General features: G+C 35.4%; 20 protein-coding genes. 3 read left to right on the forward strand and 17 right to left on the reverse strand.

The genetic code is table 11. The features are described from left to right. Positions 1 to 248: 248 nt before the first annotated feature. The 12 genes from Q9B79_RS25115 to Q9B79_RS25175 all read right to left on the reverse strand — a co-directional run bounded on the left by Q9B79_RS25115 (position 249) and on the right by Q9B79_RS25175 (position 14,605). A complete protein-coding gene (locus Q9B79_RS25115) occupies positions 249 to 1,415 on the reverse strand; it encodes a diglucosyl diacylglycerol synthase (protein WP_306188594.1) in 1,167 nt (388 codons plus the stop codon). Between the two features lie 412 nt (positions 1,416 to 1,827). Next, a complete protein-coding gene (pflA, locus tag Q9B79_RS25120) occupies positions 1,828 to 2,559 on the reverse strand; it encodes a pyruvate formate-lyase-activating protein (RefSeq protein WP_306188596.1) in 732 nt (243 codons plus the stop codon). Between the two features lie 69 nt (positions 2,560 to 2,628). After that, entirely contained in the window at positions 2,629 to 4,878 is a 2,250-nt protein-coding gene (gene pflB / locus Q9B79_RS25125; protein ID WP_306188599.1) for a formate C-acetyltransferase, read from the reverse strand. 338 nt (positions 4,879 to 5,216) lie between these two features. Further along, positions 5,217 to 6,764 (reverse strand): glycosyltransferase family 2 protein, encoded by a 1,548-nt coding sequence (locus tag Q9B79_RS25135; protein WP_306188671.1) that lies wholly within the window; start codon positions 6,762 to 6,764, stop codon positions 5,217 to 5,219. Beyond that, positions 6,757 to 7,722, reverse strand: coding sequence for an NAD-dependent epimerase/dehydratase family protein (locus Q9B79_RS25140; RefSeq protein WP_306188600.1), 966 nt, complete (start codon positions 7,720 to 7,722; stop codon positions 6,757 to 6,759). The genes Q9B79_RS25135 and Q9B79_RS25140 overlap by 8 nt, the downstream gene beginning before the upstream one ends. Continuing rightward, positions 7,719 to 8,960, reverse strand: coding sequence for a nucleotide sugar dehydrogenase (locus Q9B79_RS25145; protein WP_306188602.1), 1,242 nt, complete (start codon positions 8,958 to 8,960; stop codon positions 7,719 to 7,721). The genes Q9B79_RS25140 and Q9B79_RS25145 overlap by 4 nt, the downstream gene beginning before the upstream one ends. Beyond that, positions 8,953 to 10,497, reverse strand: coding sequence for a glycosyltransferase family 2 protein (locus Q9B79_RS25150; protein ID WP_306188604.1), 1,545 nt, complete (start codon positions 10,495 to 10,497; stop codon positions 8,953 to 8,955). The genes Q9B79_RS25145 and Q9B79_RS25150 overlap by 8 nt, the downstream gene beginning before the upstream one ends. Positions 10,498 to 10,510: 13 nt before the next feature. Then, positions 10,511 to 10,705 (reverse strand): LSm family protein, encoded by a 195-nt coding sequence (locus Q9B79_RS25155; protein WP_000899469.1) that lies wholly within the window; start codon positions 10,703 to 10,705, stop codon positions 10,511 to 10,513. A 16-nt stretch (positions 10,706 to 10,721) separates the two neighbouring features. Then, positions 10,722 to 11,123 carry an LSm family protein gene (locus tag Q9B79_RS25160; protein ID WP_306188606.1) on the reverse strand — a complete coding sequence of 134 codons (402 nt, stop codon included), beginning with the start codon at positions 11,121 to 11,123 and terminating at the stop codon, positions 10,722 to 10,724. Positions 11,124 to 11,360: 237 nt separating this feature from the next. Then, a complete protein-coding gene (locus Q9B79_RS25165; RefSeq protein ID WP_306188608.1) occupies positions 11,361 to 12,605 on the reverse strand; it encodes a serine hydrolase domain-containing protein in 1,245 nt (414 codons plus the stop codon). Between the two features lie 251 nt (positions 12,606 to 12,856). Further along, positions 12,857 to 14,350 carry an N-acetylglucosamine-specific PTS transporter subunit IIBC gene (nagE, locus tag Q9B79_RS25170; protein ID WP_306188611.1) on the reverse strand — a complete coding sequence of 498 codons (1,494 nt, stop codon included), beginning with the start codon at positions 14,348 to 14,350 and terminating at the stop codon, positions 12,857 to 12,859. 141 nt (positions 14,351 to 14,491) lie between these two features. Further along, the gene (locus Q9B79_RS25175; protein ID WP_306188612.1) at positions 14,492 to 14,605 is read right to left on the reverse strand and encodes a transcriptional regulator; all 114 of its coding nucleotides are present in this window, start codon (positions 14,603 to 14,605) and stop codon (positions 14,492 to 14,494) included. A 69-nt stretch (positions 14,606 to 14,674) separates the two neighbouring features. On the opposite strand from Q9B79_RS25175, the gene glsA reads away from it, so the two are divergent. Together glsA and Q9B79_RS25185 are read left to right on the forward strand one after the other, a co-directional pair. Further along, positions 14,675 to 15,604, forward strand: coding sequence for a glutaminase A (gene glsA / locus Q9B79_RS25180; protein ID WP_001149853.1), 930 nt, complete (start codon positions 14,675 to 14,677; stop codon positions 15,602 to 15,604). Positions 15,605 to 15,778: 174 nt separating this feature from the next. Beyond that, complete coding sequence (locus tag Q9B79_RS25185; protein ID WP_000766602.1) at positions 15,779 to 16,120, forward strand: DUF3969 family protein; 342 nt, start codon at positions 15,779 to 15,781, stop codon at positions 16,118 to 16,120. 21 nt (positions 16,121 to 16,141) lie between these two features. Here Q9B79_RS25185 and Q9B79_RS25190 read toward each other — a convergent pair whose 3' ends face one another. Further along, positions 16,142 to 16,300: a hypothetical protein gene (locus tag Q9B79_RS25190; protein ID WP_000532411.1), complete on the reverse strand. Its 159-nt coding sequence runs from the start codon at positions 16,298 to 16,300 to the stop codon at positions 16,142 to 16,144. Between the two features lie 115 nt (positions 16,301 to 16,415). Further along, positions 16,416 to 17,027: a sporulation membrane protein YtaF gene (gene ytaF, locus Q9B79_RS25195; RefSeq protein ID WP_306188614.1), complete on the reverse strand. Its 612-nt coding sequence runs from the start codon at positions 17,025 to 17,027 to the stop codon at positions 16,416 to 16,418. Between the two features lie 129 nt (positions 17,028 to 17,156). Between ytaF and Q9B79_RS25200 the strand changes: the two genes are divergently transcribed. Continuing rightward, entirely contained in the window at positions 17,157 to 17,810 is a 654-nt protein-coding gene (locus tag Q9B79_RS25200) for a helix-turn-helix domain-containing protein (protein WP_306188615.1), read from the forward strand. Between the two features lie 99 nt (positions 17,811 to 17,909). Here Q9B79_RS25200 and Q9B79_RS25205 read toward each other — a convergent pair whose 3' ends face one another. The 3 genes from Q9B79_RS25205 to Q9B79_RS25215 form a co-directional block, all read right to left on the reverse strand. Continuing rightward, positions 17,910 to 19,184, reverse strand: a complete 1,275-nt coding sequence (locus tag Q9B79_RS25205) for an acetylornithine deacetylase (protein WP_306188617.1) — start codon at positions 19,182 to 19,184, stop codon at positions 17,910 to 17,912. A 106-nt stretch (positions 19,185 to 19,290) separates the two neighbouring features. After that, the gene (locus Q9B79_RS25210) at positions 19,291 to 20,712 is read right to left on the reverse strand and encodes an amino acid permease (protein WP_306188619.1); all 1,422 of its coding nucleotides are present in this window, start codon (positions 20,710 to 20,712) and stop codon (positions 19,291 to 19,293) included. 99 nt (positions 20,713 to 20,811) lie between these two features. Then, entirely contained in the window at positions 20,812 to 21,066 is a 255-nt protein-coding gene (locus tag Q9B79_RS25215) for a biotin/lipoyl attachment domain-containing protein (protein WP_000859494.1), read from the reverse strand. Positions 21,067 to 21,240 lie beyond the last annotated feature (174 nt).

Below are 21,240 nucleotides of genomic sequence, written 5' to 3' on the forward strand. Positions count from 1 at the left end.
GGGTAACGTTATCCACAGAATTGATGGAATTGTGAATAAATTATACAAACCCTTCACAAGTTTGTATTTTGTAACGCATAGCAAATGTTAGAATTGTGGATATTTTTCTAAAAAATGTGGACAATGTGGATATAGTTGTTAATATTCCGACTTTACTGTTTAATGAAAGCGTTATCTCCATGTGGATAAGTCTTTCTCTCAGAAAACAATAAAAAACCCTCTTTAAATATTCAAAAGAGGGTTTCATATTAAGTAAATGATTGTGCAAGAGCAGGTGATTTAATAGGTATATGATTCGGCTTTACATGATTTTCTGCCAAAATTGTATCCACAATATGGCCAGCTGGCTCCGGACGATAAATGCTTTTCATTGCTTCTTTCATTTGAAGAAGCTTCATATCATCTTGTAATAACGCCTCTGTCTTTGCAAAAACCTCACTATCATCACGAATGACAACTGCCGCTCCTTTTCTTTCAAAGTACATCGCATTTTCATTTTCTTGTCCTGGAACAGGTTTATATAAAATGACAGGTACTTGCAATGCTGCCGCTTCACTTAGCGTGATACCGCCTGGCTTCGTAATCATACAAGAAGTAACACGGAATAATTCATCAATATTTTCAACATAACCGAATACTTTTAATGCATCAGGATTATTTTCCTGTAATCCTAATAAATCCTGTTTTAATGCTTCATTTTTCCCACAAACGACAACTACTTGTAAATCAGGTACTGACATAAATGATTGGCATAGTTCTTTTACACTCCCTAATACCCCATGAGCACCTGCTACAATTAGTAAAATCTTTTTATTCTCACATAACTGATATTTATTATATATAATGTCTGGATTGATCTTTAACTCAAAACTATTACGAATCGGAATTCCAGTTTCAACAATTTGTTCCGCAGGCACACCAATATCAACCATAACTTTTTTCACGTGATCAGTTGCTACAAAATAACGATCTACTTCCCGATGAATCCATATTTTGTGCACACAAAAATCCGTTAATACGTTATACACAGGTATTTCAATTCCTGTTTGCTTTTTCAATTCTGGTACAGCTATAATCGGAAAGGTATTAATAACAATATCCGGTTTCTCTGCTTGTAAAAGTAATTTCAAACGTTTTCTTCCAAAATTCGCATACCAAGATGCTATTTTTTTATCATAAATTTTTTCTACGCCATAATAAAACAACCGGTATAATTCTTTTCCTATTGTATAACTTTTTAAATATAAATATTTTGTAATATCGGTTATAACTGGATGTGATTCTCCGAACAAATCGCATACAATTACATCTTTAATTCCTTTTTGGCGAAATGTTTGTTCTAATGTTTTCGCTACTTGCACATGACCGTTACCGTAATGTGCAGTTAATATTAAAACCTTGGGGTTTTTTATCAAACAAATCCACTCCTAGCTTATTGTTTCTCCATATTGCATATACGACAATAGGAAAAACATTTTCCTTAAAAATTACATAAACAGACTCTAATATTTCTCTTTCAGCTATGTACCTGTCGTGGATATGCAAAGCATATAAGATTGACCCCTTAATCCTATCTGTGCTCATATCTTTACATTATACTTTCCTATAAGAGCTTTCGCAATAACTTACAAATGTTCTCTATTACATGATACTCACTCTTTTACTTCTTAATTCTTTTTACTATTTTGATTTCCCTTTACAATTATGTAAATTTCTCCACTTATCCCTTACAAAAATATGGATATTCTATTTTCAGTATACTCTTTTCTATATATATACTCTAGGTTTTATTGTACAGAAAGCAAAAAGCCTAATCCAATATTTGGATTAGACTACTTGTAAAATATGTCTTGCTTCTTCTACATTTTTTTCAGTAGGTGGTTCTACATTCGCTAGTGGATACTTATGCCCAAGCGCTTCCCATTTATATACACCAAGCTTATGGTATGGTAACACTTCAACTTTCTGAACATTAGACAAGCTTTGAATAAAACTAGATAGTTTTTTTAGATCCTCTTCATTATCAGTAATACCAGGAACTAATACGTGTCGTACCCAAATCGGTTTGTTTTTATCCGATAAGTAACGAGCAAATTGTAAAATATGTTCATTTGGTTTTCCTGTTAATTTACGATGTTTCTTTGAATCAATATGTTTCAAATCTAATAAAACTAAATCTGTGTACTCCATTAAAATATCTAGCTTATTTTGGAATTCTGGTTCTTCAGAATAACAACCACCCGAAGAGTCAATTGTTGTATGAATTCCAACTTCCTTACATTTCTTAAATAATTCAATTAAGAAATCTAGCTGTAATAATGGTTCCCCACCACTAACTGTTATACCGCCTCCGGAAGCTTCAATAAAAGGAAGGTAACATGTCACATCCTGCATTACTTCTTCGACTGTTATTTCTTTTCCTTTACCAATCTCCCACGTATCAGCATTATGACAATATTGACAACGTAATAAACACCCTTGTGTAAATATGACATAACGAATTCCTGGGCCATCAACAGTACCACAAGACTCTACAGAATGAATTCTTCCTTTTACCATGTTACTTCCTCCTTTATTGAAACAGCCTCCCTCTGCTATTTATAAAATGCAGAGGGACACCTTTTTCACTTACATGCTTTCATGCATTGTACGGTTAATTACGTCGATTTGTTGTTCACGAGTTAATTTAATAAAGTTTACAGCGTAACCAGATACGCGAATTGTTAATTGTGGATATTTTTCAGGATGTTCCATTGCATCCATTAATGTTTCACGGTTAAATACGTTAATATTTAAGTGATGTCCTTCTTTTACTGCATAACCATCAAGCATTGATACTAAGTTACGTATTTGTACATCATCTTCTTTACCAAGTGCTTTTGGAATAATAGAGAATGTATTAGAAATACCATCTTGTGCGTCTTCATATGGTAATTTAGCTACAGATAATAATGAAGCTAATGCACCTTTTGTATCACGTCCATGCATTGGATTCGCACCTGGTGCAAATGGTTCTCCAGTACGGCGACCATCTGGAGTGTTACCAGTTTTCTTACCGTATACAACGTTAGATGTGATTGTTAAGATTGACATTGTATGAACAGAATTTCTATATGTTTTATGTTTACGAAGTTTATTCATAAATGTTTTTACAAGATTTACAGCAATTTCATCTACACGGTCATCATTGTTACCGTATTTAGGGAAATCTCCTTCGATTTCAAAGTCAACTGCGATTCCGTTTTCATCGCGAATTGGTTTTACTTTTGCGTGTTTAATTGCACTTAAAGAGTCTGCTACTACAGATAGACCCGCGATACCTGTTGCCATTGTACGAAGAACATTTGTATCATGAAGTGCCATTTCAATACGTTCGTAGCTATATTTATCATGCATGTAATGAATAACATTTAATGTGTTTAAATACAGTCCCGCTAACCATTCCATCGTCATATCAAACTTATGCATAACTTCTTCATAATCTAATACTTCAGAAGTAATCGGTGCGTACTCAGGACCAACTTGAGCTTTAGATTTTTCATCTTTACCACCGTTAATCGCATATAATAATGCTTTTGCTAAGTTTGCACGTGCGCCGAAGAATTGCATTTGTTTCCCAATTCTCATTGCAGATACACAGCAAGCAATTCCGTAGTCATCGCCATAGTCAGCACGCATAATGTCATCATTTTCATATTGAATTGCTGATGTTTTTATAGACATTTTCGCACAGTAGTTTTTAAAGTTTTGTGGTAATTGTTTAGACCAAAGAACTGTTAAGTTTGGTTCTGGAGCTGGTCCTAAATTATCTAATGTATGCAAGAAACGGAATGAGTTCTTTGTTACTAATGGACGACCATCTAATGCCATACCACCGATAGACTCAGTTACCCATGTTGGGTCACCAGAGAATAATTCATTATAATCAGGTGTTCTTGCAAATTTCACAAGACGTAATTTCATAATGAAGTGATCCACAATTTCTTGTACTTCTTCTTCTGTTAAAGTACCAGTTGCTAAATCTCTTTCAATGTAAATATCTAAGAATGTAGAAGTACGTCCAAGACTCATTGCAGCTCCGTTCTGCTCTTTAATTGCTGCAAGATATGCGAAGTATAACCATTGGAATGCTTCTTGCGTGTTTGTTGCTGGCTTAGAAATATCAAAACCATGAGAAGCAGCCATTTGTTTTAGCTCTTGAAGTGCACGCATTTGCTCAGATAACTCTTCGCGTAAACGCATTGTCTCTTCGCTCATTACACCACCAGTTAAATTTAAATCAGCTTTTTTCGCTTCCATTAAATGATCTACCCCATATAACGCTACACGACGGTAGTCACCGATAATACGTCCGCGTCCGTATGCATCTGGAAGACCAGTAATAACACCTGATTTACGCGCAGCTCTCATTTCTGGTGTATAAGCATCGAACACACCTTGGTTATGAGTTTTTCTCCAATCTCTAAAAATACGACTAAGTTCTTTATCCATTTCGTATCCATAAGATTCACAAGCTTGTTCCGCCATACGAATACCACCATATGGTTGTAAAGAACGTTTAAATGGTTTATCAGTTTGGAAACCGACTACTTTTTCAATATCTTTATTTAAATATCCTGGTTCATGTGATGTAATAGAAGAAACGATTTTTGTATCCATATCAAGAACGCCACCGTTTTCACGTTCTTTCGTTGTTAAATCCATTACTTGATCCCAAAGTTGTTTTGTTGCTTCAGTTGCTCCCGCTAAGAAAGATTCATCTCCTTCGTAAACGTTTACATTATTTAAAATGAAATCGCGAACATCAATCTCTGCTTTCCATTTTTCACCTTTAAAGTTTTCCCATGCGTTTTTAACATTTTCTAATACTTGAGTCATCCTAATCTCCTCCATTTTTGATTAGTACAGGACTAAGATTTTTTATATAACAGCTTACACACTTAGAATACTACTTTTTTACGAAAGTGAACGAAACAGTTGTGACATGTTTGTGAAATATTGAGCAAACCACTATATGTATAGTGTTAACTTCACTTAAAAGTCTTTATAATTAACCCTTTCCTTAATTGTATTTTTTTGGTATTCTTATATATGAGTCCTATTTTGTAATATAAGAACAATACCCATTGTAGAGCTGTAATACTCTTATCTCCTAATCTGTTATAGTTTTTATAACAGAACAAAAAAGTGTACATATGTTGTACACTTTTTTGTTACTACTCTAAAACATCTCTATTTCTATTCCCATCATAGAATCCGCCACGATTACCTTCTAATACAATTAATTGCTCTAATCCTTCTATATGATCACCTATAATTCGCAAAACAGCTGGAGGATGACCTATTTTTGCAAAATGTTCACTGGGACGAATACGGTTCATCTGATCGACCTCTACACGACTTACACATGCAATTTCGAAACCTAACAGAATCGCTTTCACTTGAGCTACACAAGGTGATAGTAAAGATCTATAACCGATTTCTTTCAAGCATTTACGGCTAAACGCATTCGGTACAGCAATAAGAGAACCTATCCCTAGATCTTTTCTATCACAAGCTAAATTTAACGCATATTTAAACGCAGTTACAAGATGAAGCGGTACTCTTAAATCTAAATAATGATTTAGATCATTTAATGCGACATCCATTCCATCTGCAATAGCTTTTGCGAAAGGATATAGTTCCCTAGCCGGGATAACAAAATCACCGTCTATAAACAACACAATTTCACCTTTTGCAAAGTAAGTTCCAAGTGAACGCCCTACATCGTTTCCAAGTGCTTCTTTATATATAATTGTTGTTGCTCCCTTTTCTTTTGCAATCGTTGCGGTTTGATCAGACGAGCCATTTACTACAACGATAATTTCAACAGGCTCAATTTTTCGAAGTTCATCTATAACATTTCCAATTGTTTTCTCTTCATCTTGTACAGGAATAATGACTGATAATTGCCTTCCTTTATACAATTTAGATGTAACGCCCCATCCTTGATAAAGATCTTCGAAATCTAAAGTATGATAGACACTATCTCTTTTCCTATTTCCATCATAATATCCGCCGCGCTCATCACTACCTACTATTCGCTCCGCTACAGCTTCTATATGATCGCCTATCATCCGTTTTTCAGATTGCGAAAGACCCGTGCCATATGCAGCATGCTCAGTCGGTCGAAATTTATTCGGTGTAATAACGTCAATTGCACAATGTCGACTAATTCTCCATTCACTTTGAACTAGGCGTAAATGAGCCACAATAGGATTAACAAAACTTTCATATCCAATACTTTGAACGACTTCTTTCGTCAACGCATGAGGTGCATCTAATAAAGAATCAATTTTTAATTCTTCACGCTCTAACATTGCATTTAATATTTGGCGCCATACTGTAATAGAATTGGGTTTTTGCCTTTTTAAAAATAGTGCATCCAAGTTATTTAAAACGATGTCGGCCTGACCATGTAAAATCGGATTCAGGAATAATTGTAATTTTGAAGTTTGAATAGCAAAATCACCATCTATAAATAGTAATACATCACCTATCGCATGTTTTGCGCCAACCGCACGGCCAACATCGTTCCCTAGTAGCTCCGTATGCTTGATTACTTTACACCCTAAACGATCAGCAACCTCTTCTGTACCATCGTTACAACCGTTTGCTACTACAATAATCTCTATTGGATTTAATCCTTTTGCCGATTGGATAACATCTGAAATCGTTTCAGCTTCATTACATACAGGTATAATGACCGATAGTGACTTAGCCATTATTTTCTTCACGGAACCACTTAATAGTTTCTTTCAATCCTTCTTCCCACGTTACTTCTGCTTGAAACTGAACAAGTTCTCTTAATTTCGCAACATCCGGTCTTCTATTTGGAATTTCTTCAAAGCCATGTGGGTATACCTCTTCAAAAGGAACTTGGACAATTTTCGAAGAAGATTTCGTTAGTTTTTTAATTACTTCTGCTACTTCTTTTATACTCTTTTCATTCTCAGAACCTATGTTAATAATTTCACCATTTACCTTTTCATTCATCGCTCGAATCGTTGCCTCTACCGCATCACTTACATACGTAAAACAACGTGTCTGCTCTCCATCTCCATATACGAGAATATCTTCTCCTTGCAAAGCCGCACTAATAAATCGTGGGATTACCCCTGCATACGGACCATCTTTCGCTCTTGGACCATAAATATTAAAATAACGAACAATCGTTACCGGTAAACCTTCTAATGCGTATCCTAAACATAATGTTTCTTCTAATGTTTTACACACTGCATAACTCCAGCGTATTTTAGAAGTTGCCCCGTATAATCGATCTCCCTCTTCAGAAAAGGGTGGCTTTGCCTTACCATATACTTCTGAAGTAGAAGCAAAGACCACTTTCTTTTTTTCTTTTAGCGCTGCTTGTAAAATATTTCTCGTTCCATCAAAATTTGTTTCAATAAGCTCTATACTCTTTTCCATTGTCGTTTTCACGCCTAAAATTGCTGCTAAATGAAACACTACATCATGTTGGTTTACTAATTCATAAATAGAATTTTTATCTAAAACACTTATTGGAATAACTCGAATTTCTTTCATTAACTCATCATGATATTTATTTTTCCCTTTATAGAAGTTATCAACGATCGTAACTCCATAGCCTCTTTTCACCAGCTCTTCAGCTAAATGTGAACCAATAAATCCTGCTCCACCTGTAATTAAACATTTCTTACTCATACACTCACCTTCTTTATAATTCCACGTGTATCTATTACTCGCTTCATTCCTTTAAAAAGCTTCCAATCGATATTAGAGTGATCAGTTAAAATTAAAATACAACCCGCTTGTTTAACGACTTGTTCATCCAAAGAAACAGATTGGTACACCTTATCTTCAAACTTTGCAGAAGAAATATATGGATCGTGATATTCGATTTCATATCCTTCTTTTAGTAACAATTCAATAATTGGTAAAGCCGGTGATTCTCTCAAATCATTTACATCTTTCTTATACGCAATCCCTACAATTAAAACTGATGCAGGTGATTGCACCATACCTTTTACTTTCCGGACTATTTTCTCTGGCATTTCTTCATTAATCACATGTGCAGCCTCAATTAATTGACTAATTTCCCCATTTCTCTTTATTCTCCATTGGAAATATAAAGGATCTACTGGAATACAATGTCCTCCTATTCCTGGTCCTGGCCAATATGGGGTAAATCCAAACGGTTTTGTAGATGCGGCTTCAAGCGCCTCATAAAAATCAATTCCTAAACTTTCACATAATGTGTTTAACTCATTTACTAATGAAATATTGACTAGGCGCTGAATATTTTCAAATAACTTACACATTTCCGCTACTTTCGGAGAACTAACTGGAACAACTACATCAAATGTAGTGCTATACAACTCCTGAACTTTTTGTTTACACTTTTCTGTTTGTCCACTAATAACTTTTGGAATCGTTTGAACAGAATAGTGACTATTAGCCGGATCAATTCTCTCAGGGGAATATCCGATATAAAAATCTTCTCCTACCTTTTTACCTGTTTGAGAAATAATAGGAATGATAACTTCCTCGAGTGTACCTGGATATGTGGAGCTTTCAAAAATGAAGGTTTGTCCTTTTTGAAGGTTTTGTTGTATATAATGTGAGGCTGAAATGAGGGCACTTAAGTCTGGTTCTCTTTGTTCATTAATTGGAGTCGGGACAGTAACAATAACATAATCACTATTTTGAAAACCAGCAATGCCTTGATCCGGTGTGTTCACTATTAATTTTTTTTTCATCAATAAACTTTGTAAATCTTTGGAAGAAACATCCGGAATATAACTTTCTCCTTTTATAATTGATTCTATTTTTCTAATATCTTTATCTAACCCAAGTACTGTATGCCCTCTCTCTGCAAAATGGACTGCTAAAGGAAGGCCAACATACCCTAAGCCAATAATAGCTACTTTACTACTATTCATTTGTATTCTCTTCTTCCCTTCTCAATTGTTGAATGATATCTCTATCTCTATCTCCATCCGTAAAGCCACCACGTTCGTCTGTACATTGTAATAAATACGCAATCGCCTCAACTTGATCACCGAAAATACGATCAAATGCTGAAATACGCCCATTTACAAATTCGTGTTGCTCTGGACGTACTCGATTTGTTTTTATAACATCTACTAACTCTACTGCTGTAACAGAGAATCCTTCTAAAATAGCTTTCATCTGAGCTAATGGCGGAATCACAAGAGAATCATAACCAATTTTCTCTATTACTTTTTTATGCATAGCGTGTGGTACTGCCGTTAATGAGTTATTCCATAAATCTGGTCGCTTCGCTATCAAATTCACAAAATATTTTCCCATGCTAATTGGATCTGCTGGATGAAACATATCTAATAAACACTGTAAATCATTTAATGCCACATCACTTCCATCTTCAATAGCGCGCAAAAATAGAATTAAATTTGTTGCTGGAATAACAAAATCACCATCAACAAATAAACAAATATCTGCCGTAGCATGCATGGCCCCTATCGCCCGTGCTACATTATGCCCAAGCGCTTCCTCCAACTCAACAACAATAACATTCTCTAGCTTTACTTGTTTAATGGTCTTTACGGCAGCTCCATTCACAACAACTATAATTTCATCTACACCTGCTTTTTTCACTTCTTGTATAACAGACCTTATAGTTGTTTTCTCTTCTGATACCGGGATAATGGCACTATATTTCGCTTTTTTCTTTTGTAATAAAACTGGTTTATACTTTCCTACAAACTCCCTATCTTTATTGCCTTCTGAAAAACCACCGCGATTACCGTATGTTTCGATTACGTATTGTAAAGCTCGCAAATGATCACCCATAATACGACTAGTCGCTTTCGGATAAGGAGACCCAGGTGATGTGCCCGTATGGACAGGACGGACTTTATTTGTGTAAATGACATCAACTGAAGCCATATCAGAAATATCTACTCCTCTAGACATCGCCATCGCTTGAAATAGTGCTGGATCCGCTAAATTCCACCACCCCAGTTTTTCAATCACTTCACGACTTATCGCATGTGGTATTGCAATTAAAGATCCTACAACAAACTCTTTTTTGTTTAAATAACGGTTTAACATATATTTTCCAACCGTCGTATAATGTGGTCTCACCTTCAAATAAACGGACCATGTTAAATTATTTAAAACAATCTCATGTCCTTGCTGTATTCCTTTAATAAAATTGTATAATTCTTCACTTTTCATGACGATATCCCCATCTAAAAATAAAACAATTTCACCTTTTGCTTCTCTAGCACCAATTGCCCGTCCCACATCATTACCAAGAGAATATCTATAATAAATCACACGGCAATTATGCTGTAACGCTATTTCTTTCGTACCATCTGTCGATCCATTATCTACTATGATAATTTCATACGGTTCCAACTTCCTTACTTCTACTAAAACTTTTGATAAAGTACTTGCTTCATTATGCACAGGAATCACAACTGACACTCTCATACTTGTATCACTCTTACCCTTCCAAGCGAACATAAGCAATAATAGGAATACGTACAACTACATCTTCTGGTGGTCCATACGAAGGAGAAGTACGAACAATTACCGCCCCATCCGTTACAGATAAAAGAACGCCTGCAATGATTTCTACAGCTGTCACAACTTGTACTAGTTCACCAACATGGTTACGTAATTCATCAGTAAATAACATATTTAACTCTCCTTTCTTACGCTTCTTTAATTGATATAATACTTGTAAATGGTAATAAAACTTCTGTTCCTATTCCTTCTTGCAGTGTTAAAAAATCATCCCCAACTGCTACAATCACACCCGTTAACTGTCCAACCGTCACAGTAATTTCTACGTTTTTTCCCAAATACCGCTCTGCAATTTCTTTAAAAGGTGACGTATTACATTCTTTTAAAATGTTACAAATAATAGATTGAAATCTACTTGATTCAATAACTTCTTCAGTAGCTTGCTTAGAGTTTCTTTGAATAAATCTCGCAAAGTTTTGTGAAAATAAAAGTCTTTCCACAGCAGGTAATAACTTATTATCTAAAAAATAATCTAATTGCCTATTAAACAATCTCGATAACTTTTTCCAATACTTACCGAACAGACACATATATTTCTCCTCCTACTATTTTTAAATTCTAAAAATACATTCATACATCTTAATGTATACAGAGCAGGCTTTTTTTGTGATAGGTAAGACATACATTTTTCAAAGAAACTATCTTTTCTAATTACACAAAAAAGATAGATGGTATCCCATCTATCTTTTTATGTACTTTAATTTTTAATTGTAACAATGGCAGGTACACTTCCTCAATAAAAAAAGACTATCCAAAAGGATAGTCCCTTACACTTCAATATTTCGCAACATCGTGTAAATGTCGTTATTCACTTTACCGAACGATTTAATGTTATTTTGAATGTTAGATAATAAAACGACATACACACTTCCGTTTTTGCTAAATCCATTTAAACAATTCCATCCTGGCATTACACCGTGATTAGAATAACTTCCCGGGTCTACATACCAACCAAATCCGTAATCCTTTTTCACGGCCGTAAACATTTGATCATAACTCTCTTTTGAAATCAGCTTTCCAGAGAAGAGTGCTTCATTAAATAGATATAAATCATGTGCACTTGTATATATATCACCACAACCATATAGTTGTGACATACTTGGAATATTAGGTGTTGTCATATTGTTATTTACTATTTTATAGCCTGTCGATGGAAACCTTGTTTGCTCTAACGCTTTACCGAAACCAGAATGTTTCATACCAGCAGTAGCAAAAATATGTTGTTTAATATAGTCTTCTAACGGTTGTCCACTTACTTTCTCAGCGATGTAGGCGAGTATCGAATAGTTAGAATCGGAATATTTCCATTTCTCTCCTGGACCCCCAACACGCTTTTGCTTTCCTATTCGTTTTATCAATTCTTCATGAGAAATATCCTCTGTTCCCTGCTCATACTCTGGAATTCCTGATGTATGTGTTAGTAAATGTTTTAACTGGATACTATTACCCTGAGGGAAATCTGGAATATATTTTGCAACCGTATCTTCTACGTGTAATTTATTTTGATCTTTTAATTGCATAATAGCAGTCGCTACAAATGCCTTTGAAATAGAACCAATATAAAAAGTTGTCTCTGAATTATTCGGTACTTGTTTCTCTTTGTTCGCCATACCGTACCCTTTATTCAAAAGAACTTTTCCGTTCTTCACAATAACAGCTGTCCCGCTAAATCCTGCGTTTTGTAAATATTGATCTAATTGAGCGTTTTCATTAATTTCTTGAGGTGGTCCCTCAGCAGGCTTTTCCACAGCTTGTGCTTGCTTCACTTGTTCTTCCTGCTCTTTTTGTTTTTGTGCTTCTTGTTTCTTTTTTTCTTCTTCTTTCTTTTTCAGCTCTTCTTGTTTCTTCATTTCTGCCGCTGCTTTTAAAGTTTCTTCTTTCTTATTATGCGCAACAATTTTTGTATACATGAAATATACAAGTGAAAATAGTAAGACGAGAATGATTGTTCTTTTTATGTATACAATCGGCCGACGTGCTTTCCCATTCGCATTATTTTTTTCCTGATCCATGATTGCTTTTTTCCCCTTACTCACCAATAATTTACTCCCTCTACTAAAGATTTTTTTAGCAGATTATGGATACTCTATTCGATATCATCCCTACTTTATCACGCACTGCACATATTACCAACCTATATGCATAAAAAAGAAAAAGAAAATTTACAAAAGTAAGATTGCTGTTAAATTTTTAACATAAAAAAGAGGATATCCCCTAAAAACTGATGTTATCAATCTTTTTGGATATCCTCTTATCTAATTATTTATACGTGTTTTTTCATATCATCGGCAACAGATTCAACATTTGTACCTACGATAACTTGAACACTCGTGTTACTTAATTTCATAACACCTTTCGCACCAGCACGTTTTAATGCTGCTTCGTTTACTTGACCAGCATCTTTCACTTGTAAGCGTAGACGTGTTGCACAGTTATCAATAACTGTTAAGTTTTCTTTTCCACCTAAAGCTGCTACGTAAGTTTCACCAATTGAACCTGCAACTGGAGCTTCTTCGCCTTCAGCTACTTCCTCTTCATCTTCACGACCAGGAGTTTTTAGGTCGAACTTCTTAATTAAGAAGTAGAATACTACAAAGTAAATTGCTGCGTAAATTAAACCGATTCCTGCTAGTAACAATGGTTTTGTTGCAATACCGAAGTTTAAGAAGTAATCGATTGCCCCGGCACTAAATGAGAAACCATCGTGAATGCCAAGTGTTGTTGTAATGAATAGAGACAGACCTGTTAATACAGCATGAATACCATATAATACTGGTGATAAGAACATGAATGAGAATTCAATTGGCTCTGTAATACCAGTTAAGAATGAAGTTAATGCTAGACCACCTAACATACCTGTAACCATTTTACGTTTTTCTGGTTTAGCAGCGGCAATCATTGCGAAACATGCTGCTGGTAAACCGAACATCATAATTGGGAAGAAACCAGTCATGAACATACCTGCTGATGGATCTTTTGCAAAGAAGCGTGCAATATCACCATGAACGATATCTCCAGCTGCATTTGTAAAGTCACCAAGTACGAACCAGAAGTATGTGTTCATTACATGGTGTAAACCGATTGGAATTAATAAACGGTTTAATAATCCGAATAAACCAGCACCAACTGAACCTAAGTTCACGATACCATGTGCTACTGCATCAATACCACTTTGAATTGTTGGCCAAATTTGACCGAATACTAACCCTAAAAGAAGCATTACGATTGAAGTAATAATTGGTACGAAACGTTTTCCTGCAAAGAATCCTAACCATTCTGGCAGTTTAATCTTATGGAATTTGTTGTATAGTAAACCTGCAACAACCCCTGCAATAATACCACCGAGTATGGCCATATTAATTTTTGGCGTTAACGCCGCTGCTTTTGAAACCTTTGTCATTGTATCTGCTAATTTAGTTGGGTCTACTGAACCGACTAAATCTTGAACACTTTTTAATTTATCATTTAACTCTGCTGCTGAATATGTCTTACTTAGAGCATTCGTTGTATTTTGTAAAACAAGATATCCGATTGCTCCGGCAAGTCCAGCTGCTCCACTACCGTCAACAGACAAACCGATTGCAACACCAATTGCAAAAATAAGTGCTAAATTATCAAAAATTGCTGCACCGGCCTGTGCCATAACAGGAATGTTAAATACGTCTTCTTGTCCTAAACGAAGCAATAATCCTGCTGCTGGTAGTACGGCGATTGGAAGCATTAACGCTTTACCAATACGTTGTAGAAACTGCAACATTTTAATTCCCCCTATCAAATTTATGAAATCGTTATCATTATAAGTACGCCTTAGAAAACGCTTTCTATTTACATAACCATAATAACATATAGTTGTATAGATGTGTAGTTTTTATTTTTGAATTTTTTATGGATAAATCTCCTATTTCCAAACTGTTATATAAAAGGAAAATTCTCCTTTTTCACTACAGAATACTCGAAACGAAAGACCTGCTATAGAACATGTAACTTTCGTTTTATCATTCCACTTTTTCATGTTATTATTTATTTCCGAGCATATCGGGAAAAGTAAACTTAGTTAATTCGAAATAGGAGCGTTGGTACTATGCAGTGCATTGAAACAAACAACTTACAACAGTTGTTGGAACAAGTAAAACCATATACAAAAAAAGGAAAGCTTGCTACTTATATCCCCGAACTAGGAAATGCAAATCCAGATGATTTAGGGATTGCCATTTTCCATAAAGAAACAGAGTACATCCATGCTGGCAACTCACAAACACTATTTACTCTTCAAAGTATTTCAAAAGTAATTACACTTGCACTTGCCCTTTTAGATCGTGGTGAAGAATATGTATTTTCTAAAGTTGGAATGGAACCAACTGGTGATCCATTTAATTCTATTATTAAGTTAGAAACGACAAGCCCTTCTAAACCACTTAATCCAATGATTAATGCAGGGGCACTAGCTATTACAAGCATGTTAGCAGGAAAAGATAATGAAGAAAAAATGGAGCGCATCCTTCATTTCGTACGTGAAATCACAGATAATCCTACTATTAATTATTCTTCTAAAGTTGCCAATTCAGAATTAGAGACAGCTTACTTAAACCGTTCACTTTGCTACTATATGAAACAAAACGGCATTATCGATTGTGACATCGAAGAACTTATGGATTTATACACTCGTCAATGTGCAGTTGAAGTAAACTGTATCGATTTAGCACGTATCGGCTTAATTTTTGCGATGGATGGCTATGATCCATATAAGAAAAAACAAATTATCCCTAAACACATTACAAAAATCTGTAAAACATTTATGGTCACATGCGGTATGTATAACGAGTCTGGCGAATTTGCGATTCGCGTTGGTATCCCAGCAAAAAGTGGTGTAGCTGGTGGTATTTTCGGCTGCGTAAAAGGAGAAATGGGAATTGGTATTTTCGGACCAGCTTTAGATGCAAACGGAAACAGTATCGCTGGTTTTAAAATTCTTGAACTTCTTTCTGCTCAAGAAGGTTGGAGCATTTTTTAATTGAGAGTTATCCTGCTATACTAGCAGGATTTTTTCATTCCATAAAAACCTTAACTTTATCAGCTACCAATCCCCTACAAAAACAGTACTGAAAGTTTCTCTATATCATGCATATTTGTTCCCCCACCCTGAATAGTATAGTACAACCTAGCGCTATATGTGGAGGTGTGAAGGATGAAACTAATATTTCAGATGGAAAAACAGCCTGTTCTTGAAAAAACAATTCTTCTCTTTATATTGAGTATTGTGGAAAGCTTGAAGTTAAAAGTGGTTTCACTCGATGAAGCTCACCGATACATATTCAATTTAGAAGTACTTGAGCTATTAATGGACCGGAACATCGATGATCAAGTACTTGAACTTATTCATTTCGGAATGGGACTTGAAGACATTCATCATGTACTTCCTGAAGAACTTGAACATACGATTGAAGAATTAAAGTGGCTTTGCATTCAAGTGTTAAGTGAATACAGCATGCACGAAGAATCTGAACAACTAATTGAAGATATACGCTAAAAAGCACCTATGTAGGTGCTTTTAATGTTTTTTTAAACTATTTTTATACGTCTCAATATTTACTGGTAGTTCTTCCTCTTCTAAAGTATGTTCATTTACATCTTTATGAATGAACGCACCTTTAGGTGGTTGATGGTCATGCCCTTTTTTCTTATGATCAAATGCTTTTCCGCGCCCCATACGGATCCCCCTTTCTTTAAAAGAAATCCGTATTAGTATGGGGAAAAGTACGTCGACATATGCAACCCTTTGCCGTATTTCCAAGGAAATACTCGAACATTGTTTTCTGTTCTCCTTACAACAACTGATCGATCCCAATAAGAATTAATAACACTCCTGCGATAACTGTAGCCCATTTCCCTAAGTATTCTGCTAAAAATCGTTTCCCTACATACGCAAAACCACTAATACAAATAAAACTAAACACCCCAGAAATAGTTGCTGTAAGCCACAAATTCAAGTTTGTTACCCCAGCATCAAATCCACCCGCAATATTATTAATTGATAATGCAACTCCTAAAACAATTGCTTCTGAAAAACTAATTGTTTTAGACCCATCAAAATCTGCTTTTTCGGGATCACGTAAAATCCCCATAAGTACACCATCATCTTTAGAGTCTACAGCCTCTTTTTTACTTAAGAAAGGCTGACATAAAATAAACACTCCAATTATTCCCAAAACAATAGCCCCAATCAAGTTTGCTGTAAACTCTGAAATAAATAACGCAATCCAGTTCCCAAAAAAGCCAGCTAATAAAGTAAATAAAAATCCAAAAAATGCGATAATAAAATTGTTAAACCAAGAAATACGGATTTTACGAATGCCATATGCAATCCCAACACCTGCATTATCTAAATTAGAAGCAATCCCGATTAAAAAAATTGAAAATAGACCTGCCGTACTCATAAACAGCCACCCCTTTTTCTCACTTTTCCATGCATCTTATGAAAATGTTGAGCAACTGTGCCTGTCTGTTTCATATACATGTAATAAATGCTCAACATTTTTTCAACAACAAAAAGGAGTGCCTTCGTTATGCCTAAAGAAAATCCAAATGAGCGGCTTAGTACATTAATAAAAAAACTTTTAAAAGAACGTGCCTTATCTATGCGCCAACTCGGAATGCTGACAAATATTGATCCCGCAACAATCTCAAGAATTATGAATGGGAAACAACCGCCAAAGCAAAAGCATCTACAAAAATTCGCAGAATGTCTCCAAGTTCCACCCCAATTGTTATTTGATGAAATGTATCCTGATTCTCCTCACATTAATAAAGAAAAGACGGATATGTACACATCTCTTGATACAATTCAGCAAACGCTGCAATCCTCTAACTTATTCGATTTCGACTACACAACAACTCGCGTAAAACAAGAACTTGAAAACTATGAACGATATGCTCAAACAGCAGAAGGTGAAAAACGTATCCATGAAAGTTTCGCGAGCAAATTAGAACAAATTGATAGTGCTGGTCCTTTCATTGAACAATTAACGGATATGTATCAACAATTTTGCAATGAAACTAATCCAAGAGAAGAGCGTGCAGTTCTTGGAGGAGCGTTACTGTATTTCATTTTATCGACAGATATTATTCCCGATTACCTCTTTCCAATTGGCTATTTAGATGATGCAATTGCTGTTGAATTAGCGAAAGAGAAATTAATCGAACTAAAACGAAAGACATAGAAAAACAAAGAACTATTTCAGTTGTTTCGGTTCAACTCTGAAATAGTTCACTAAAAAATCGTACAAGTATACATACCTGTACGATTTCAACATACTAATCTATTTTTTTGTATGACACCATTCATATATAAATGCTGTTATTACTTTTGTAAATTCAATTAACTGTTCTACTTCAACTTTCTCATTTATTGAATGAGCTTCTTCTAATGTACCTGGTCCATAAATAACGGCTGGAATATGAAATTCACTAAACCAACCACCATCTGTTACCGTTGCAGACATATCTACAATTGCATGTTTAGATAGAATTGATTCGTGTACTGAGCTAAGAGTTTTTACTGCTGCATGTTCACTATCTACTTCTAAAGAAGGAAAAATTTCGCCACGATCCACAATCATTGATTCTCCGCCCCACTTAAATTGTGGTGGATTTTCACTTAACCATGGATCGGCAGCCGCTACTTTCCCAATATACTCTTCAATTTCTTTTATTATTTGTTCATGTGTTTCATTCGGATAGAAGTGCACTGTTATCCATAATTGGCACTCATCCGCAATAAACGCTGCATGTCGTCCGCCCTCAATAACAGCTGGATTAATTGTTGTTGTTCCAGATGGATAGCCTTCATATGTTTTCATAACCGCCCAATGACGCTCTAATTCTTGTAAACTTTGCACAATTTTCATCATTTTTTCAATCGCACTCGCTCCGAATAAACGTCCTCCAGCATGAATCATTTGCCTGCGTGTTGCATCATGAAACGTCTGAGGGCTTTTCACCGTAATCCATCCAGTAATTACGCCGCCCTGTCCTTGCATATGTAAATCACTCGTATCCACTACGACTGCAAAATCAGCATCATAACCTCTTTTGCAGCATTGAAGTGTACCTGCCTCTCCAACTTCTTCCCCAATTACTGATTGAAAGATTAAATCTCCAGGTAATTCAATGCCAGCTTCTTGTAAAAGCTGAATAGCAAATAGCGCTCCAGCCAGTCCACCTTTCATATCTGCCGCACCACGTCCAACTAACCAACCATCTTTTATAAACGGCTCAAACGGATTAGTCTCCCACACCTCATCTGTTGACACTTCAGCTACATCCATATGTCCATTAATAATAAGACTCTTATGTGTGTCACTTTCTATCCCTTTTTTCACCCCAACAATGTTCGGATCATTCGGATATACATCCCATTTATCAACACTAAAATTTCGTTTTCTTAGAAAATCTGCAACAAATTCTTGTGCCTTATTTGTGTTTCTCGCCGGCGGTGCTGGTGTTTCAAAACGGATTAAATTCTTTGTAAGCTCTAGTAATTCATCTTTTCGTAAATCAACCTGTTCTAATAGCTGTGACACTTCTTGATTCATCACTAATTCCCCTTTGCATACTATAGTTTCCAGCTTTATTCTCACAAAAAAAGAGACTGTTTACAAATCTTACAGTCTCTTTTTTTAGCATAAGTTTCTAATATATTTATAAACTTTCTGCTTCTGTTGTATTTACTTTTTCAACATGTTCTATCTTGCTTCCCTTATTTCTTGTCGCACGGTAAAACAGTAAACAAACAATCATAAATGGAATTCCACAATATAACGCCATTCTTTGCTCTGGGATAAAAGCCATAGCAACTATAACTGTTATATTTAATGTTAATGCCAGAAGTGGTACAAATGGATATAGTGGTGTTTTAAATTTCAAGTCTTTCACATCCCCGCCCTGCTTCACATATGACCTTCTAGCTAATAAGTTAGATAGAGCAATAGATGCCCAAACTAATATCGCTCCGAACCCGGCAATAGAAAGTAGCCATAAATAAACTGTATCTTCCGCATAAATACCTGATAGTAATGAAAGACAACCTACAATTGTACTTACAATCAACGCATAAATAGGAACACCATTTTTAGATAACTTACCAAAAATCGGACTAATCATTCCTTGATTGGACATAGACCATAGCATACGAGAAGTTGCATATAATCCTGAATTCGCAACGGATAGTACTGCTGTAATGATAACGAAATTGATAATATCGGCTGCATAAGGAATACCAATTTTATCAAATACAACTACGAATGGACTTTCTATCACTCCTGCTTGTTGCCATGGGAATAATCCTGCAAGAATGAAAATAGATAATACAAAGAACACAAGTATACGCCAAACTGTATTATTAATTGCCTTCGGGATTGTTTTTTCTGGATTTTCACTCTCCCCAGCTGCAATACCAACCAGCTCTGTTCCTTGGAAGGAAAAATTAACAGCAATCATCGTAATTAAAATAGCGGATAATCCATTTGGAAACAACCCACCATAATCAGTAAAGCTAGAAAACATTGGTGCTGGTTCATTTCCTTTCATATCTAGAAAACCAAACATTGCTGCCCCGCCCAAAATAATAAATGCAATGATTGTAATGACTTTAATACTTGCAAACCAAAATTCAACTTCTGCAAAACTTCTTGAAGATAACGCGTTAATAGCAAAAAGTAGTACCGCAAACACTACGCACCAAATCCAAGACGGTACATCAGGAAACCATCGTTTCATTAAAATACTAACTGCAATTAGTTCAATACCTATTGTAGCCGACCAATTTAGCCACGACATCCATCCGACTACATAACCCGCTGCAGGGGAAATATGCTTCGTAGCATACGTTTGATAAGATCCTGCGTCAGGCATCGCAACAGCTAATTCTCCGAGACAGAGCATCGTTAAATACATAACAAATCCTCCAACAAGATACGCTACAATCGCTCCTCCAGGCCCAGCTTCATGAATTGTATACCCCGATCCTAAAAAAAGACCGGTACCAATAACTCCTCCAAGTGCAATCATAAATATGTGCCTGCTTTTCAATTCCCTTTTTAATCCTTGGTTTTGATCCATCATACAAATCCCCCCTTTTCCCTTCGGAAACCCATTTCATGTAAGCGTTTTTAAAATTATTTATACGAAAAATAATTATTGAAAAGAGCAAAATACATAGTATTAATCACTACCTGTTATTAAAAGATCATCCCTCACTGTTATTAATAGCTTTTGATCAGCGATGGCTTGTCCTTCTACTACTTCTAATGATTCGATATACCCACTGATTCCTACCTTAATTTCTACTTTCTGTTTATCTATTGTTTCAATTAACGCTAATTTCTCCCATTCGTATACGTAGGAACTTTCCGTAACAAATAACTTCTCTACTTTCCCGTAACAAGGGCTATACACGCCTTCTATAACCGTCTTCACTTTATAAACTCCCCCTTCTTATTAATTGGTACTGAAACGTTGCATATCCCTCCTTTAGAGATTTCAACTATTATTTATGCAAAATGCGTACCAATCTTCAATTCCTACTTAAAATGAAGGTTCCTAACAAAAAAATCTTCATAACCGCAAAATTTTTCTATCATGTAAGAAGTT

Origin of the sequence: Bacillus sp. MHSD_36 (assembly GCF_030757775.1) — a bacterium.
Lineage (GTDB): Bacteria > Bacillota > Bacilli > Bacillales > Bacillaceae_G > Bacillus_A.

Excerpts from the sequence above, each read along its gene's own strand:
- Q9B79_RS25155 (WP_000899469.1), bottom strand. The coding sequence starts at position 10,705 with ATGTTATTTACTGATGAATTACGTAACCATGTTGGTGAACTAGTACAA.
- pflB (WP_306188599.1), bottom strand. The coding sequence starts at position 4,878 with ATGACTCAAGTATTAGAAAATGTTAAAAACGCATGGGAAAACTTTAAA.
- Q9B79_RS25160 (WP_306188606.1), bottom strand. The coding sequence starts at position 11,123 with ATGTGTCTGTTCGGTAAGTATTGGAAAAAGTTATCGAGATTGTTTAAT.
- Q9B79_RS25200 (WP_306188615.1), top strand. The coding sequence starts at position 17,157 with ATGCCTAAAGAAAATCCAAATGAGCGGCTTAGTACATTAATAAAAAAA.
- Q9B79_RS25185 (WP_000766602.1), top strand. The coding sequence starts at position 15,779 with ATGAAACTAATATTTCAGATGGAAAAACAGCCTGTTCTTGAAAAAACA.
- Q9B79_RS25190 (WP_000532411.1), bottom strand. The coding sequence starts at position 16,300 with ATGGGGCGCGGAAAAGCATTTGATCATAAGAAAAAAGGGCATGACCAT.
- pflA (WP_306188596.1), bottom strand. The coding sequence starts at position 2,559 with ATGGTAAAAGGAAGAATTCATTCTGTAGAGTCTTGTGGTACTGTTGAT.
- ytaF (WP_306188614.1), bottom strand. The coding sequence starts at position 17,027 with ATGAGTACGGCAGGTCTATTTTCAATTTTTTTAATCGGGATTGCTTCT.
- Q9B79_RS25140 (WP_306188600.1), bottom strand. The coding sequence starts at position 7,722 with ATGAGTAAGAAATGTTTAATTACAGGTGGAGCAGGATTTATTGGTTCA.
- Q9B79_RS25150 (WP_306188604.1), bottom strand. The coding sequence starts at position 10,497 with ATGAGAGTGTCAGTTGTGATTCCTGTGCATAATGAAGCAAGTACTTTA.
- glsA (WP_001149853.1), top strand. The coding sequence starts at position 14,675 with ATGCAGTGCATTGAAACAAACAACTTACAACAGTTGTTGGAACAAGTA.
- Q9B79_RS25165 (WP_306188608.1), bottom strand. The coding sequence starts at position 12,605 with ATGGATCAGGAAAAAAATAATGCGAATGGGAAAGCACGTCGGCCGATT.
- Q9B79_RS25145 (WP_306188602.1), bottom strand. The coding sequence starts at position 8,960 with ATGAATAGTAGTAAAGTAGCTATTATTGGCTTAGGGTATGTTGGCCTT.
- Q9B79_RS25135 (WP_306188671.1), bottom strand. The coding sequence starts at position 6,764 with ATGGCTAAGTCACTATCGGTCATTATACCTGTATGTAATGAAGCTGAA.
- nagE (WP_306188611.1), bottom strand. The coding sequence starts at position 14,350 with ATGTTGCAGTTTCTACAACGTATTGGTAAAGCGTTAATGCTTCCAATC.
- Q9B79_RS25175 (WP_306188612.1), bottom strand. The coding sequence starts at position 14,605 with ATGAAAAAGTGGAATGATAAAACGAAAGTTACATGTTCTATAGCAGGT.
- Q9B79_RS25210 (WP_306188619.1), bottom strand. The coding sequence starts at position 20,712 with ATGATGGATCAAAACCAAGGATTAAAAAGGGAATTGAAAAGCAGGCAC.
- Q9B79_RS25205 (WP_306188617.1), bottom strand. The coding sequence starts at position 19,184 with ATGAATCAAGAAGTGTCACAGCTATTAGAACAGGTTGATTTACGAAAA.